This is a genomic window from Micromonospora sp. D93 (assembly GCF_018070365.1).
Lineage (GTDB): Bacteria > Actinomycetota > Actinomycetes > Mycobacteriales > Micromonosporaceae > Micromonospora > Micromonospora ureilytica.
This window is the reverse complement of sequence record NZ_JAGPXW010000018.1, coordinates 84574-100142: the sequence shown is the minus strand read 5'-3', so window position 1 is coordinate 100142 and position 15569 is coordinate 84574. Positions and strand designations below refer to the sequence as shown.

7 protein-coding genes are annotated in these 15569 nt (G+C 71.3%); 1 reads left to right on the top strand and 6 read right to left on the bottom strand.

Annotated elements, in window-relative coordinates; all coding sequences use genetic code 11:
* Nucleotides 1-8 precede the first annotated feature (8 nt).
* Nucleotides 9-1145 (bottom strand): acyl-CoA dehydrogenase family protein, encoded by a 1137-nt coding sequence (locus KBX71_RS34310; RefSeq protein ID WP_124822746.1) that lies wholly within the window; start codon nt 1143-1145, stop codon nt 9-11.
* A gap of 151 nt (nt 1146-1296) precedes the next feature.
* Between KBX71_RS34310 and KBX71_RS20520 the strand changes: the two genes are divergently transcribed.
* Nucleotides 1297-1887 (top strand): TetR family transcriptional regulator, encoded by a 591-nt coding sequence (locus tag KBX71_RS20520; protein ID WP_210819624.1) that lies wholly within the window; start codon nt 1297-1299, stop codon nt 1885-1887.
* On the opposite strand, the gene KBX71_RS20515 is transcribed toward KBX71_RS20520, so the two are convergent.
* Genes KBX71_RS20515 through KBX71_RS20495 form a run of 5 tightly spaced genes read right to left on the bottom strand, consistent with a single transcriptional unit; the run spans nt 1865 to nt 15569 of the window.
* The gene (locus tag KBX71_RS20515; protein WP_210819623.1) at nt 1865-3619 is read right to left on the bottom strand and encodes an NAD(P)/FAD-dependent oxidoreductase; all 1755 of its coding nucleotides are present in this window, start codon (nt 3617-3619) and stop codon (nt 1865-1867) included. The two genes, KBX71_RS20520 and KBX71_RS20515, sit on opposite strands and share 23 nt — an antisense overlap.
* A gap of 8 nt (nt 3620-3627) precedes the next feature.
* Nucleotides 3628-5295, bottom strand: coding sequence for an NAD(P)/FAD-dependent oxidoreductase (locus KBX71_RS20510; RefSeq protein WP_210819622.1), 1668 nt, complete (start codon nt 5293-5295; stop codon nt 3628-3630).
* Between the two features lie 22 nt (nt 5296-5317).
* Nucleotides 5318-7096 carry an NAD(P)/FAD-dependent oxidoreductase gene (locus KBX71_RS20505; protein ID WP_210819621.1) on the bottom strand — a complete coding sequence of 593 codons (1779 nt, stop codon included), beginning with the start codon at nt 7094-7096 and terminating at the stop codon, nt 5318-5320.
* Between the two features lie 5 nt (nt 7097-7101).
* Complete coding sequence (locus KBX71_RS20500) at nt 7102-8841, bottom strand: NAD(P)/FAD-dependent oxidoreductase (protein WP_124822744.1); 1740 nt, start codon at nt 8839-8841, stop codon at nt 7102-7104.
* Nucleotides 8838-15569, bottom strand: coding sequence for a type I polyketide synthase (locus KBX71_RS20495; protein WP_210819620.1), 6732 nt, complete (start codon nt 15567-15569; stop codon nt 8838-8840). The genes KBX71_RS20500 and KBX71_RS20495 overlap by 4 nt, the downstream gene beginning before the upstream one ends.

Here is a 15569-nt window from a genome sequence, read left to right as displayed (position 1 = left end):
CGCAGCCCTCACAGGCCCAACTCGTGGGCGATCAACAGCCGTTGCACGTCGGACGTACCGGAGAAGATGGTGCTGGGCACGGCGTCGCGAAGAACTGTCTCGATGCCGGCCTCGCGCAGGTATCCGAGGCCGCCGAACAGGCGCACCGCGTCCAGTGCGCCGGCGACGGCCGCCTCGGAGACGGCCAGCTTGGACAGCGCCACGTTGAGCTCCGATCCGGCGTTGTTGTCCATCTCCCAGCAGCAGCGATAGAGCAGCAGCCGCGCCGACTCCGTGCGCAGCTTCATCTCCACGATCCGGTTCGCCACCGCCTGGAAGTCGCCGATACGCCGGCCGAACTGTCGGCGCGAGGTCGCGTGGCCGACGCAGCGCTCCACCAGGCGGTCCAGCAGGCCGACGTAGCCCGCGAACAGGCAGGCGCGTTCCCACCGCATCGAGTGCTGGAAGATGGCGGCGCCCTGGCCCGGCTCGCCGAGCACCCGGTGCGCCGGCACCGGGCAGTCCTCGAAGGACACCCGCCCGGCCGGCGCCGACACGAGCCCCATCTTGTCCAGCGGCGCGCCGACCGTCAGGCCAGGCGTGTCGCGGTCCAGCACGAACGCTGTGACACCGAGGTGGCCGGCCGCCGGATCGGTGGTCGCGTAGGTCACCAGCACGTCGGCCACCGGCCCGTTGGTCACGAACGTCTTCTCGCCGTTGAGCAGGTAGCCGTCCGCCGTTGCCGTCGCGGTCACGGCGAGCCGCGAGACGTCGGAACCGGCGCCCGCCTCGGTCATCGCGTTGCCGGCCACCACCTCACCGGAGCAGATCCGTGGGAGGAGGCCCTTCTTCAGCTCCGGCGTGCCGAATCCCGCGACCGGCACCGCGCACGCGAACTGGTGTGCGCCGGCCGCGAACACCAGACCGGTGTCCGCGCACCCCCGACCGAACGCCTCGACACGCAGCGCGGTGTCCAATGCGCCCAGCCCACCGCCGCCGTACTCTGCGGGAATGCAGAGGCCGAGCAGCCCCAACTGGCCGAGTTGCCGCCAGACATCACGGTCGTGCAGCCGACCGGCGTCGGCGGTGGGCGCGAACGTCTGCTCGACGCTCGCGCGCACCTCGTCGTACGCGGCCCGCTGTTCAGGCGTCCAGGCGAAGTCCACGGTGCCCCCTCGGCCGTACGGAAAGCCGGCGCGGTAAAACGACCGGGTTGCAGGAGCAACTGGGTCGGTACTGACATATCCTCAAAGGTCTAGACTTAGGCACTTCATCGGGCTGTGCGCGCGGGTGCACGAGAACTCGTAAGAGGTTTCCTTGACGACGCAACAGGGCTTCGACGGTGGGACCGGCATCCGGCAGGCGATCCTCGACGTCACCCGTCGGGAGATCTCCGAATGCGGCCTGACCGGGGTGAGCATCCGCAGTGTCGCCCGGCGCGTGGGCGTCGACCCGCGGCTCGTGCGGCACTACTACGGCTCCAAGGAGCAGCTCCTGCGCCAGGCGGTGAAGGTCGAGGGCAACCCCGTGGAACTGGCCGAGCATCTGCTCAGCGGCAGCCGGCGCCGGTTGGGCCGGGCCACCGCGACCGCCCTGCTCACCCATTGGGACAGCCCCCGCACGACGATCACGTACCGGGCCCGGCTGTCCGCCTCGCTGACCAGCGACGAGATCGCGGGTCTCATGCGCGACGAGTTCGTGCGGACGTTCTTCGGCACGTTGGCCGAGGGCGTCAGCCCCGACCGGCACGAACTGCGGGCCGCGCTCGCCGCCTCCCAGGTGATTGGCCTGGCCCTGTGCCGCTACCTGATCGACGGCACCGAGCTGTCCCGGCACGACCGCGACGATCTGGCCCGGCTGATGGGTCGCACGATCCAGCACTACCTCACCGCCGACCTGGCTGAGTGACGCCGGGCGCGCCGGCGGCCGAGCCGTCCGCGCGCCCGTCACCGTTGGTTTCCACCCGCCCGTCGCCGGCCGGGACCGGCCCCCGAGCGGGGGTCGGCACCGGCGCGTCATCTCGCCGGCCGGTCACGTTGTCCTTGGTCAGCAGCCGCTTGAAGTCCGCGGGCGCCACCGTCATGACCCACGCCACCATCAGGAGGCGACGGGCCTTGGTGAAGTGGTAGTACCGCGCGTCCGGGTCGCCGAAGCGGTACAGCGGCGGCACGAACCGCGCCCGGCGCAACTCCCGGAAGATCATGTCAGCCGCCTCGGCCTGCCCCAGCCCGCCGTCACGCACCCGGGCGAACACCCCGAAGAACCAGTCCAACATCTGGCGCAGGCCGTCCGGGGTGCGGAACCACAGCCCACCGCCGGCGAACCGCTCGACCGGATCCCACGTCCCGGCCGCGACGGCATCGTTCGTCGCCCGCTTCAGCGACAGGTGGGCCAGGATCTGCCAGAGCAGCCAGACCCGGCTGTACGCGTTCCACAGCGCGAAGCTGCCGCAGGCCGTACGCGCCGCCGCCAGCATCTGGTCGTTGAACTCGATCAGGGCGTCCTGGAAGGCCGCCACCTCGGCCAACGCGGCGCCCGCCGCCTCCTCATCGCGCACCGCGCGCGGCAGCGCCGCGCCGAGCGCGTGGACCACCTCGGCCGTCATCGTCACGTCGCGGGACAGGAACTCGTCAGTGCGGCACGCCGACCGCTCCATCGCGAACCACCGCGGCCCGTGGGTCACCGCCGCCCGACGCTGCCAGCTCGGTGAGGTGGTCCAGTCACCCTGCACCGCGGCGGACGCGAACTGCTCCGCCAGGCTCGGGAACCGCGCGACCAGCGCCCGGAACGCCTCCTCCGGGCCGGCCGGCAGGTCGTCGAACCGGTCGGGGTCCAGCCCCACCGTGACGCTGCACAGGTCGTTGACCGCGTCGTGGTGGTTGCGGAAGTCCACCACCTGGATCCAGCCGCCGTCGAAGAGGTGATGCACGGTCCCCCGCGACCAGGCGGTCGCCCGGTGGTAGTCGGCGAGCCGGCTGCACTCCTCGAACTTCCGGACGTCGCGCAGGTAGGCGTGCATCATCCGGGACCGCAACGTCAGCGTGCCCGGATCGCCGTCGGCGGTCACTGCCCGCATTGGCGAGTCAGCTCCGCACGCGTCCACCACGAACCGCGCGGTCGCCGTCTGCCCACCACCGAAGGTCAGGTGTACGGCGTCGGACGCCAGCCGAACCTCGGTGGCGGACGCCCGGTCCGGTAGGACCGACGCGCCGTAGCTGACGGCCAACTCCCGGGCGTACTCGTCGACGACCGGCCGGTAGAGGTGCCACTCGCTGTGCTCCCCCGGCACGTGGAACTGCACGGCGTGCGCCGGATCGTGCCCACGGCCCGCGGTGTGGTGCAGGAACGCGAGGCTCTTCTTGATCCCGCTGTTCCTGCGTACCTGCTCCGGTAGGTCCTCGAAGTGGGCGAAGGAGGCGATCTCCGGCACGTCGAACCGCTCGGCCAGGAGGTGCAGCACAGCTGTCGTGTACGGCACGGTGCTGTCGCCCGACGGCAACACCGTGTCGTCGGGCGAGCCGACGAGCAGGACCCGCAGGTCCTGCCTGGCCAGCACCGTGGCGAGCAGGCCAGTCGCCAGATGGTTGCCCAGGATCACGACGTCGTACGACACCGTGGCACCGGGTTCGGTGGTAGTCATTCGGTCTCCTAGAAGATCTTCCGGCCCAGCAGCTGCTCCTTGCCGGCCTCGCGGAGGAAGCCGAGCATCAGCCGTCGCACGTCCGGCGGCGCCTTGGTCGCGGCCCACAGCATGGTTCGGGCGATCTTGACTGGGGTCGGGTTGATGAACCGCAGGTTGCGGTCCTTCCAGCCCCAGTGGTCCGGCACGAAGGGCGCGCGGTTGAGGTGGTCGTAGAGGGCGTCCGTCGCCTGCTCGCCGGTGATCGTCCCCGCCTCGAAGTCACCGCACTGCTTGACCATGTCCTCGAACAGCTCGCCATAGCCCTCGTGGTCGGACCAGTGCAGGCCGGGGTTCTTCACCTCCTCCAGCTCGTTCAGATGCCGCTCGTCGCCGGTGGAGCGCCAGCGGCGGTACGCCTCGTGGGCCCGGAAGGTGCCGGCGTTCGAGCCCCACGCCCAGATCCGGAAGACGGCCGTCCACAGCCCGTAGTTCTCGAACGAGGCGTACGCGGCGTTCACCAACTTGTCGTTGCCGTCGAACAGCGCCTGCTGGCGGGTGTTCACCCCTTCGAACCGGTCGGCCGAGAAGTCGTCGTCGCCGACCGCCCGCAGGATCCGCCAGGCCAGCACGTTGACCGCCTCGCAGGTGTTGGACAGGCCGCGGGAGAAGAGCGGGTCGATGAACGCGGCGGCGTGGGCCAGCAGCACCCAGCGGTCGCCGACGGTGGTCTTGGACGAGTACTGCACCCGGTCGGTGCCCACCCACTCCCGCATCGGCCGGGCGCCCTCGAACTGCGCGGCCATGCCCGGGAACCGCTGCATGTGCTTCCAGAAGTCCTCCTCCGGCGACATGCCGGGCGTCTTCGGATACATGCGTGGGTCCATCGTCAGGCCGACGCTGCACAGCGGGTTCTTGGAGTCCTTGTGGTTGTTGAACGCGATCACCCACGACCAGCCCCGCGGGAACAGGTGGTGCACGGTGCCCTCGTAGAACGGCACCGGAGGCTTGTCCACGCCGGTGCGCTTGAACACCTCGTCGGTGGTCTTGAGGTCGATCATGTGGTTCCAGACGGCGCGCGAGTGGTGCTTGTAGCGGCACGGGTCCTCACGCAGGGCGAACTTCTCGGCCAGCGGCGAGCGGTAACCACTGGCGTCCACCACGTACCGGCTGCGGAACTGCTCGCCCCGGGTGGAGCTGACAGTCACACCGGAGTCGTCGAAGTCGACGTCGGCGATCGTGAAGTTCACCCGCGCCGTGCACCCGTACTTGATCGCCGCGTGGAACAGGTACGCGTCGGTGTCCTGCCGGTACATGTGCGGCGTCTCGTGCAGCAGGCTCGGGAAGTTGAACATGGTGACCTGCTTCGGGTCCTGCTGCTTGCCCTCCTGGTGGTTCAGGAAGGCGAAGTGGTCCTTCTTGCCGTGCCAGGGCGAGATGATCTTCTGGCAGGCGGTCAGCGTCGCCAGGGTCATCAGCTCCGGCACCTTGTAGCGCTCGGACATGGTGCGCAACGACACCAGCATGTTGGGGATGGTGGACTCGCCGATGGCGAACTTCGGGTGCGCCTTGGCGTCGACCAGCAACACCTTCGCGCCGTTGCGCGCCAGGATCGCGCCGAGCATCGACCCGGCGAACCCCGCCCCGAGAATCGCGACGTCGTACGTGACCTTCTCGGCCTCTATCAATTCACTCACCGTGCACTCCAATTTTCTCGGTTTACTTCGGCTCGGGAACGCGCAGCCGGGAGCCGAGCACGGGCCAGCCGGCGAGCTTCTGCTTGATCTCCTCGACCGGCTCGAACTCGCCCCGGGCGAAGCGCTTGCGCATGAAGAGGGTCAGGCCCTCGTAGGTGAGCTCGCCGATCGCCGGCGGCGCGTCCCGCTTTGCCCAGCGCAGGGTGCCGAGCACCTTGGCGGCGGAGGCACCGGTGATCCGGACGGACGGGTCGGCCAGCCCGAACGCCGGCGGCACGAACGGCGCGCGTGCGAGCCGGTCACGGATCTGGTTGGCGACGTCCTTGGGCTGAGCCTGCCCCGCGTCGACGGCGCGCATCATCCGGCTGACGTCGGCCAGGAACTCGAGCACCGCGGCGTGGTCCGGGTCGTCGACCTTGGACCTGTCGAACTCGCGCAGGTCCACCCGCCACCACGGCCGCTCCATCCGCCGCAGCACGGCCGGGTCACGGGTCTTGGAGTAGAGCGAGTAGCCCCGGCTGATCTCGAACGTGGAGAGGATCTGGGTCAGCGCCCAGACCCGGAACCAGGCGTCCCACAGGTCCCAGTCCCGGAACGCGATGTACGCGTTGTTGACCAGATCGTCGTTGAAGTCGAGCTGGCCCTGTTCGAGTTCCTGCACGTACTCGAACCGCTCGACCGAGAAGTCGTCGTCCTTCAGCGCGTCGAGCAGCCGCTGGGTCAACGCGTTGATGATCTCCATGGTGTTGGACAGGCCGCGGGAGAACAGCGCGTCGACGAAGCCCGCGGCGTGCGACATCAGACACCAGCGATAGCCGACCGTCTTCTTCGGCGAGTACTGCAGGCGGCCGGTACGCACCCACTCGCGCACCGGCGTGGCGTTCGTGAACTGCTGGGCGATGCCCGGGAACCGCTCGAGGAACCGGCGGAATTCCTCCTCCGGCGAGCAGTCCGGCACCGGGTGCGTCCGCGGGTCGAACTGCACGCCGACGCTGCACAGGTCGTTTGTGGACCGGGGGTGGTTGTCGAACGGGATCACCCACATCCACCCGCCCTCGAAGATGTGGTGCAGCGTGCCCTCGTGCCACCGGGTCGGATTGCCGTACTCGCTTCGTGGGGCGAAGTCGTCGTACGGCCGCACGCCGACCATGTGGGTGAACAGCGACCGCGAGTGGTGTTCCAGCCGGGTCGGCTCCTCCCGCAGGTCGAACTGCTCGGCCAGCGCCGAGCGGAAACCGCTGGCGTCCACCACGTAGCGGGCCCGAACCGGCGCGCCGGGGCCGACGTCGAGCGTCACACCGTCGTCGTCGACCTGCACGTTCGCGACACGCACCTGCTGCCGGATCACGGCGCCGTGCTTCGCCGCGACGGTGAGCATGAAGTTGTCGATGTCCTGCCGGAAGAAGTGGTTCTCGGTGTTCAGGATCTTCGGAATCTGGAACATGTTGGACTCTTCGGGCCGCTGCTGCTCGCCCGGCCGCTGATAGACGAAGCCGAAGTTCCGCTTCACCCCGCCGGTCGTGTTGATGTGCGCGTACACCGACTCGAAGGTGCTCAGGTACTTGATCTCCGGCACCCCGTACCGCTCGCTGATCAGGCGCATCGCCATGGAGGTGTACGGGATGGTCGACTCGCCGACGGCGAATCGCGGGTGTGTGCCGGCGTCCAGCACGAGCGTGCGCGCGCCGTTGCGGGCCAGGCACGCCGCCAGGGTGGAGCCTGCCAGCCCGGAGCCGATCACCACCACGTCGAACGACCCGTTGTGCGCGGCCGCACCTTCCATCATGGGCTCCTTATTCATCGGCTTCACTTCGGCGTCGGAACGCGTAGCCGCTTACCGATCACGGGCCAGCGCGCGAGAAGGTGCTTGAGCTCTTCGCCGACGGCGAACTCGCCGCGCGAGAAGCGCTTCTTCATGAACAGGGTGAGACCGTCGTAGGTGAGGTCGCCGACGGCTTTCGGCGCCGTCTTGCGAGCCCAGCGCAGGGTCCGACCGATTTCGAGGAAGCTGGCGTCGGTCCACTGGTTGTTCGGGTCCGCCAGCCCCCACGCGGGTGGCACGAAGTCCGCCTCGCGCAACAGCCGGAGCAGCTCCTCGGCGGTCGCCCCGGACTCCGCCCGGCCCTCCTGCACCGCGCGGGTCATGTCGTTGACCTGCTGCAGCAGTTCCATCACCGCCCCGTACGGCGAGTCCTGCGGAATGACCCGACCCCGCCACCACGGCCGCTCCAGCGGGGCCAGCACCGCCGGGTCGCGGGTGTCGAGGAACCGGGCGTACGCCCGGTTCACCTCGAAGGTGGCGATGAACTGCCCGAGCGACCAGATGCGGAACCAGGCGTCCCACAGCCGCCAGTCGCCGAACGACGTGTAGGCGTTGGCGACCAGGTCGTCGTTGAAGTCCAGCAGACCCTGCTCGAACTCCTGCATGTACTCGAACCGCTCGACCGAGAAGTCGTCGTCGGCGATCGCGGACAGCAGGCGGTGCACAAGCGCGTGCATCGTCTCCAGGGAGTTCGACAGCCCTCGGGAGAACAGTGGGTCCAGGAACCCGGCCGCGTGCGAGGTGAGGCACCACCGGTAGCCGACCGTCTGCCGCGACGAATACTGCAGCCGGCCGGTGCGCGTCCAGTCGCGTACCGACCGCGCTTCGGCGAACTGCGGTTCGATGTCCGGGAACCGCGCGATGAAGCGACGGAACTCCTCCTCCGGGGAGCAGTCCGGCACCGGGTGCACCCGCGGGTCGAGCTGCAGGCCGACGCTGCACAGGTCGTTGGTGCCCCGTAGGTGGTTGTCGAACGGGATGACCCACATCCAGCCGCCGGGGAACAGGTGGTGCAGCGTGCCGTCGTGCCATGGACTGGGATGCCCGTAGCGGGACTTGGGGGCGATCTCGTCGTACGGCCGGATACCGACCATGTGGGTGAACAGCGACCGCGACTGGTGTCGGAACCGGGACGGTTCCTCCCGCAGGCCGAACTGCTCGGCCAGGACCGAGCGGAAGCCGCTGGCGTCCACCACGAACTTGGCCCGGAAGTGCCCGCCGGTGTGCGCGAGCGTCACCCCGTCGTCATCCACCTCCACGCCGGTGATCCGCACCTGCTGGCGGACCGTGGTGCCGTACTTCGCCGCTACCGTCAGCATCCAGTTGTCGATGTCCTGGCGGTAGAAGTGGCTCTCGGTGTGGGTGACCTTCGGGATCGGGAACATGTGCGTCTCGCGCGGGTCCTGGCGCTCCCCGGGCCGGTGGTAGACGAACCCGAAGTTGCGCTTGACACCCGACGTGGTGTTGATCTTCGATTGGACGCCCTCGAAGGTGGACAGCCACTTGATCTCGGGAACCCCGTACCGCTCGCTGACCAGCCGCATCATCATCGACGTGGCCGGGATGGTCGACTCTCCGATGGCGAAACGGGGATGGGTGGCGCCGTCGACGATCAGCACCTTCGCACCGTTGCGGGCCAGGCAGGCGGCCAGCATCGTGCCGGACAGGCCGGACCCGATGATCGCCACGTCGTAATCCGGCGTGCTCCGCGGATGATCAGTCATGTCGTTCGAGCTCCTTTATCGGCCGCTCTGGGCGCGGGCAGGTAGCCGGTCCGCACCATCCAGCGCAGGTAGGTGTCGAGCAGGTCGTCGTCCAACGGCGGGCATCGGACGTCGGTGCCGCGCAGCTGTTCCTCGGTGTTGTCGACGGCGTAGTGGACGGCCTCCTCGCCACCGACCACGAACTCCTCCACCACCGGCATGACGGGATGCAGCTCGTTCGTGCCGACGGCGTAGGACGCCTTGAGCGCCTGCCACCACTCCTCCACCGGCACGACCTCGACCCCGAAGCCGTGCCGGCGCAGCGCGCGCACCACGTCCGCGAACAGCAGCTTGTGCGGGCTCACCAGGTGGTACGTGCCACCGAGGGCCGGGCCGTGCCGGGAAATGTGCACAAGCGCGCTCGCCACGTAGTCGACAGGCGTCATCTCCACCTTGATGTCGATGTCCGGAGCCATCCCCAGCTGCACGCAGCCCTTCATCACCCGCGTCGTGAAGTGGGTGGTCAGGCTGGCGCCGGTGCGGGAGTCGCCGAGCACCCGGCCGGGTCGGTAGATGTCGACCGGGACCCCGCGTGCGCGGGCCAACTCGACCAGCCGCTCCGCCGCCCACTTGGTCTGCACGTAGCCGGTCACCAGCCGGCCGGCAGTGGCGATGTCGTCGTCCTCACCGACGACATCCCGGCCGGGGGCCGGAAGGCCCCAGATGCCGTACGTGGAGACGTGGTGCACGGCGGTCGGACGGCCGCGCGCGGCCAGCCGCAGAATCTCCGCCGTGCCCGCGATGTTGTCCGGCCGGAGCTGCTGGTAGCTGTAGCCGAAGTGCACCCGGGCGCCGCAGTGGTAGATCCCGTCCAGCTGCTCGGCGAGTTCGTCGTACCGGTCCGCGGACAGGCCCAGCCTGGGCTGTGCCAGGTCACCCGGCAGCACGGTGATCCGGTCGGCTGCCGTGGCTGGCCGGGGAAGGTAGCGCTCCATGTTGTCCAGCACCCGCCGCAGCCCGACCGCCTCGTCGGCGCACCGGACCAGGCACGACACGTGGGCCGTGGTCTGCTCGAGCAGGGTGTGCAGCAGATAGCCGCCGACGAAGCCGGTGGCGCCGGTCAGCAGGACGTGCCGGGGGTCGCGTACCCGGGCCGGCGCCGCGCCGATCACCCGGACATCCGGCGCGAGGGTGACGTCGACCGCGATCCACGCCGGGTCGCTGGCCAGGTCACCCGCCTGATCGTCGCCGGCCTGATCGTCCGCGGGCTCGCCGGCCTGATCGTCGGCGGCCGGGTCACCGAGCCGGTCGGCCAGCAGCCCGACGAACAGGTCGGCCCACTGCGCCGGGGTGGCCAGCGTGAGCAGGTCACCGGCCCGCACGGTCAGGCCGAGGTCGCGCCGGCAGCGCCGGACCGCGTCCATGACCATCAGCGAGTCCATGCCGCTGGCCAGCACGTCGCTCTCCTCGTCGAGGGCGCCCGCACCGGCGCCCAGGACGTCCGTCGCCAGCTCGACCGCGTACGAGCCGAGCGTCGCGCGCACCCGGCGCGGGTCGCGCTCGGCGCGCAGGCCGGCCAACAGGGGCGCCGCTCCGGAGTCGTCAGTCGCCGTCTCGTCGACGGTGATCCCGCGCAGCATCGGCCGCTCCGTGCGGGCCTGCATGACCGGCTTGAACACCGACCAGTCCACCGCGCACACCACCCGCTGCGGGGCGTCGTCAGCCGCGAGCGCGGTGAGCAGCCGCATGCTCTGTTCGGCCGGCAGCGGCCGCAGTCCGGTGGCCCGCAGGAACGCCATGACCTCGTCGCCGAACAGCGCGGAGGGCAGGTCCCATGGGCCCCACGCGACGGACAGGGCCGGCAGGCCGGCCGCGTTGCGGTGCCCGGCCAGCGCGTCGAGGAACGCGTTGCCGGCCGCATAGCTGGCCAGGTGCTGCGAGCCCCAGGTCGCGGCGATCGACGAGAAACCGACGAAGAAGTCCAGCTCCGCGCCGCGGGTGAGCCGGTGCAGCAGCCAGCCGCCGATCACCTTGGGTCGCCACACCCGCCGGTACGCCGCGCCGGTGGCCTCGCGGGCGAACTCGGGCTCGGACACCCCGGCGGCGTGGACGACCCCGCGCAGCGGCAGAGGAGCCGCATCCAACGCGGCAAACACGGCGGTCATCGCCGCCTCGTCGACGACGTCCGCGGCCACCACGTCGACCGCTGCGCCCAGCTGCTCCAGTCGCCGCACCGCGGACACCCGCCGCGCCGCCTCCCCGGTCGCGTCGGCCCAACCGTCCCGCTCCGGCAGCGGCGTGCGGGCGAGCAACACCAGACGGCCGGCGCCGGCGCGGGCCAGCCACTCCGCGACGGTCAGGCCGATCCCACCGAAAGCCCCGGTGATCAGGTACGTGGCGTCGCCGTGGACCGGCGGCCGACGGCGCAGAGCCTCGGGTGGCAGCGGTGCGGGCACCAGGCGCAGCGCGTACCGGCGGTCGGCGCGCAGCGCCTGCTGATCCTCGTATCCGTCCTCCCCGCCGGGCGACCCGTCCATGGTCAGCCCGCCCGTGGTCAGCGCGGCGAGCAGCTGGTGCTCCTCACCGGTCGGTCGGTCCGGGTCGAGGTCGATCGCGCCGCCCCACCGGTCGGGGTGTTCCAGTGCCAGCACCCGGCCCAGGCCCCACAACGTGCCGGCGACCGGAGCTGCGGCGTCCGAGCTGCCAGCGGCCCGTTCGGTGGTGTCGTTGGCCGGTGTCGTCGGCACTCGCATCGCCGCCCGGGTGACCAGTGTGAGCCGGGCGTCCGCGCACTCCGGGTGGTCGAGCAGCTCGCGGAGAAGGGCAAGGGTCATCAGGTCGGCGCGCCCGGCGTACTCCTCCAGGCTCCAGGCGTCGCAGTGCGCGGACGCCGGTGCGTCGAGCCCGGTCATGACCACCGCGAGCCAGGGCCGGCCGGGGCCGGTGGACCAGGCGGTCACCAGATTCCGTACGCCGTCGGAGTCGGGCCGGCAGTCCGGCCCCTCCCCCAGCACCGGCGGCGCCGCCACGGTCACCACGGCGCCCTGCTGCCGCAGCAGCGCGGTCAGCCGGGTCGTCAGCGCGGCATCCTGGCCCGCCGGGTCGGCCACCAGCAGGTAGCTCCGTCCGGCCAGGTCGGCCGGGGGCTGCGGGGACGGCCCGGTCAACGGCACCCAGATCTGGTCGTAGAGCAGATCGGCCGGTTCCTCCCACGGCGTCGCAGCCGGCACCGGCGCCACTGTCACGTCCCGCGCGTATCCGATCTGGACGCCCGATCCGTCGAGCAGGTCGACGGAGCCGGTCACCGCGTCGTCGACCAGCCGGACGGACCCGGCGCGGACCCGCACCGCCCGCACGCCGTCCGGTGGCACCGTGCCACGTCCGACAGTGGTGCCGACCCCGCGCGCTACGCCAAGCGCGCCACAGCCGGTCACCGTCGACCCGAGCGCCGGATCCGGCGGTACCGCCCCGCCCGCCGCCGTCACCGCGACGCCGGCGGCCCCGAGCACCTCGTGCCAACCCGCGCCGTCCGGCACGGGAACCTCCGTCATGGACGCCGCAGTCGTCGCCTCGGCGTCCGGGTACTGACGATCCGCCGGCCACCGGCGACGCAGCAGCCCGCTGGCGTAGCGGATCCACGGGGCGGCCAGCGCCTCCCGTGCGGCCGTGGCCCCGGTCAGCTCCCAGGCGGCCGAACCGTCGTCCTGCGCCGTGACAGCGAGCCGCAACTGGCCCCGGTCGCCGGTCGGAACCGCGGCGTGGGCGGTCAGACCCTCGACACAACGCCACACGCCACCCAGGCAGTCCGCGGCGGCGCGGGCTGCCAGGTCCAACACCACACCCAGACCGGGTTCACCGGGCAACGCCTCGGGTGTCACCTCGTACGCCGGCACCGGCCCCGACAGGCGGCGGCCGACGCCCGGTACCTCGCCGGTCACGACGGCGGCCCCGGTCTCCTCGCCGACCTTCGGCGCCGCCACGGACACCGGCGCGGCCGCCCGCCCGACCTCGCGGAACCAGTAGTGCGCCCCGCGCCACGGCGTCGTCGGCAGCGGTACCGCGCGCACGTCCTCGCCCTCGTGGAAGGCCTGCCAGTCCGGCCGGGAACCCCGCAGGCTGACGGTCCCGACAGCGCCGAGCACGTCCCGCAGGTCCGCACCGCCCCGCCGCAGGGTCGGCACGAACGCGCAGTCCGCCTCGCCCGCGAGTGAGCGCGTGGCCAGGGTCGTCAGCACCGGGGCGGGCCCGAGCTCCACGAAGGTGCGTACCCCCGCGCCGTGCAACGCGCGCACCCCGTCGCGGAAGCGGACCGCGCCGGCCGCGTGCCGCAGCCAGTAGTCCGGGCCGACCTCGTCGTCGCCCCACAGCCGACCGGTGACGTTGGACGCCAGCGGGATGCGCGGCGGCCGGAAGGACAGCCCGGCCAGCACCGCCCGGAACGGCTCCAGCATGGGACGGATCAGCGGCGAGTGGAACGCGTGCGACACCGCCAACCGCCGGGTTCGTACTCCGTCGGCGGCCAGCCGTTCCAGGACGGCGTCCACATGTGCTGTGGCCCCCGAGATGGTGACGTCGGCCGGCCCGTTGACCGCCGCGAGGGCGACAGTGTCCGCGTACCCGTCGATCGCCGCGACGGCGACCTCCTCGGCGCAGCTCGCGGCGGCCATCGCGCCGCCCGGCGGCAGCTCGGCCATCAGTCGCGACCGCGCGGCCACCAGCGTCGCGGCGGCGGGCAGGTCCAGCACGCCGGCGACGCAGGCGGCGACCAGCTCACCAACGCTGTGGCCGGCCACCGCGGCCGGCCGCATGCCCCAGGAGAGCCACATCTGGGCCAGCGCGTACTCCACCGCGAACAGCGCCGGCTGCGTGTACCGGGTGTCGTCGAGCGGCGTCGGGCCGTCGGCCCACAGCACGTCCGCCACCGGGCGCGGCAACTCGGGATCGAAGAGTGCTGCCGCTTCCTCGAACGCGGCGCGGAAGGCGGCGTTCCCGAGCAGACCGCGGGCCATGCCCGGGTACTGCGCGCCCTGGCCGGTGAACAGCCAGGCGACCTTGCGCTCGCGGCGGCGCGGCAACGCGGCGACGGTCAGCCCGCGCGGGTGGCGTCCCTGGGCGTACGCCGACAGCACGTCCGCGAGTTCCTCGGTGTCCGCCGCGGTGGCCGCGAGGCCGTGGGCCTGCACCGCGCGGCCGACGTGCGTGGTGTAGCAGGCATCGCCGAGGGACGGCGCCTGGGGACCACGCAGCCACCGCGCGTGCCGGTCGGCCAGCTCGCGCAGTGCCTCCTCGGTACGTGCGGAGGCCAGGAACAGCCCGTGCGACAGGTGCGAGCCGGTGCGGGCGTCGCCGGCCGGCGGCGCGGCGACCACGACGTGCGCGTTGGTTCCGCTGGCTCCGAAGCTGCTCACTCCGCCGGTGCGCGGGTGGCCCCGCTCCGGCCACGGCGTGCACGCCACGGGAACCCGCACGTGCAGACCCGACCAGTCCAGATTCGGGTTCGGCTGGGTCAGGTGCAGGTGCGGTGGGATCTCCCCGTGCGACATCGCCAGGACGACCTTGAACAGACCGGCGATGCCGGCGGCCGGCTCCAGGTGCCCGATGTTCGTCTTGACCGAGCCCACCAGCAGCGGATCGTCCGACCGACGGTGGCGGCCGATGACGGCTTCCAGCGAGCGCAGCTCGATGGGGTCGCCGAGGGAGGTGCCCGTTCCGTGCGCCTCGACGTAGTCCATCCCGTCCGGCCCGACGCCGGCCTGGGCCATGGCCGCGCCGATGACGTCCTGCTGGGCGACGGGGTTCGGCACGGTGAGGCCGCTGGAGCGACCGTCGTGGTTGATCGCCGAGCCGCGGATGACGGCGATGATCGGGTCGTTGTCCGCCTGCGCGGCGGACAGCCGCTTGAGCACCACGACGCCGGCGCCCTCCCCGCGGGCGTATCCGTCGGCCGACGCGTCGAAGGTCTTGCACCGCCCGTCGGCGGACAGACCGCGGAACTTGCTCATCATCACGAAGCCATACGGCGACAGCAGCAGGTTCACCCCGCCCGCCAGCGCCAGATCGCACTCCCTCAGCCGCAGCGCCTGGCACGCCTCGTGCAGGGCGACGAGCGACGACGAGCAGGACGTGTCGACGACCTTGCTCGGCCCCCGCAACCCGAGCAGGTACGAGATGCGACCGGCCAGGAAGCTGGGTTCGCCGGTGAGCTGGTAGAAATCCACGTCGTTGATGTCGCCGACGGCCTGCCGACCGCGTACGTAGTCGGTCGTGCTCAGCCCGAAGTAGACGCCGGTGCGCGAACCGTCGAGCCGGTCGGGGGCGTAGCCGGCCCGCTCCAACCCTTCCCAACAGATCTCCAGCGCGATGCGGTGCTGCGGGTCCATGCCCAGCGCCTCGCGCGGGGAGATGCCGAACGCCTCCGGCTCGAACCGGTCGACCTGGTCGAGGAAGGCTCCCCGAATCGTGTACGCCTTGCCCGGCTCCTCCGGGTCCGGGTGGTGGTAGGACTGGGCGTCGGCGCGCTCCGGCGGGAACTCCGAGGTGGTGTCCACCCCGTTGCGCAGCAGCGTCCAGAACTCCTCCGGCGACTGCGCGCCGCCGGGAAACCGGCAGGCCATCCCGACGATGGCGATCGGCTCGTCCAGCCACCCGTCACGGCTGCTGGCAAGACGGCCGCGCAGGTCCTCGATGGTGCGCAGCGCCTCGACCATCAGCCGTCGGCTGTCCGGGGTACGCGAAGTCTGCGTCGACAT